Below are 331 nucleotides of genomic sequence, written 5' to 3'. Positions count from 1 at the left end.
CCCGGAGTATTACTCGGCGTTCCAGATCAACGGCTACAACGGCGTCCAGGCCGGCATCGGCGGCATGCTGCTCAAGCCCTGGGACGAACGCGAAAAGAGCCAGATGGAATTGCTCCATGCGGTGCAGGCGAAGCTCAACGAGATTCCCGGCGTGCAGATCTTCGCCTTCAACCTGCCGTCGCTACCGGGCACCGGCGAGGGCCTGCCATTCCAGTTCGTGCTCAACACCGCCAACGACTACGAGTCGCTGCTGCAAGTGGCGCAACGGGTGAAGCAGCGCGCCAGCGAGTCCGGCAAGTTCGCCTTCCTCGATCTCGACCTGGCGTTCGAC

The 331-nt window shown here is 63.1% G+C and carries 1 protein-coding gene; it reads left to right on the top strand.

What is annotated here, in order from left to right; translation table 11 throughout:
- The coding region (locus tag B8W69_RS32125) for an efflux RND transporter permease subunit (RefSeq protein ID WP_181447517.1) at positions 1 to 331 on the top strand (331 nt) is incomplete at both ends.

The organism is Mycolicibacterium vulneris (genome assembly GCF_002104765.1).
GTDB classification, from domain to species: domain Bacteria; phylum Actinomycetota; class Actinomycetes; order Mycobacteriales; family Mycobacteriaceae; genus Mycobacterium; species Mycobacterium vulneris.
This window is presented reverse-complemented; position numbering and strand designations above follow the sequence as displayed.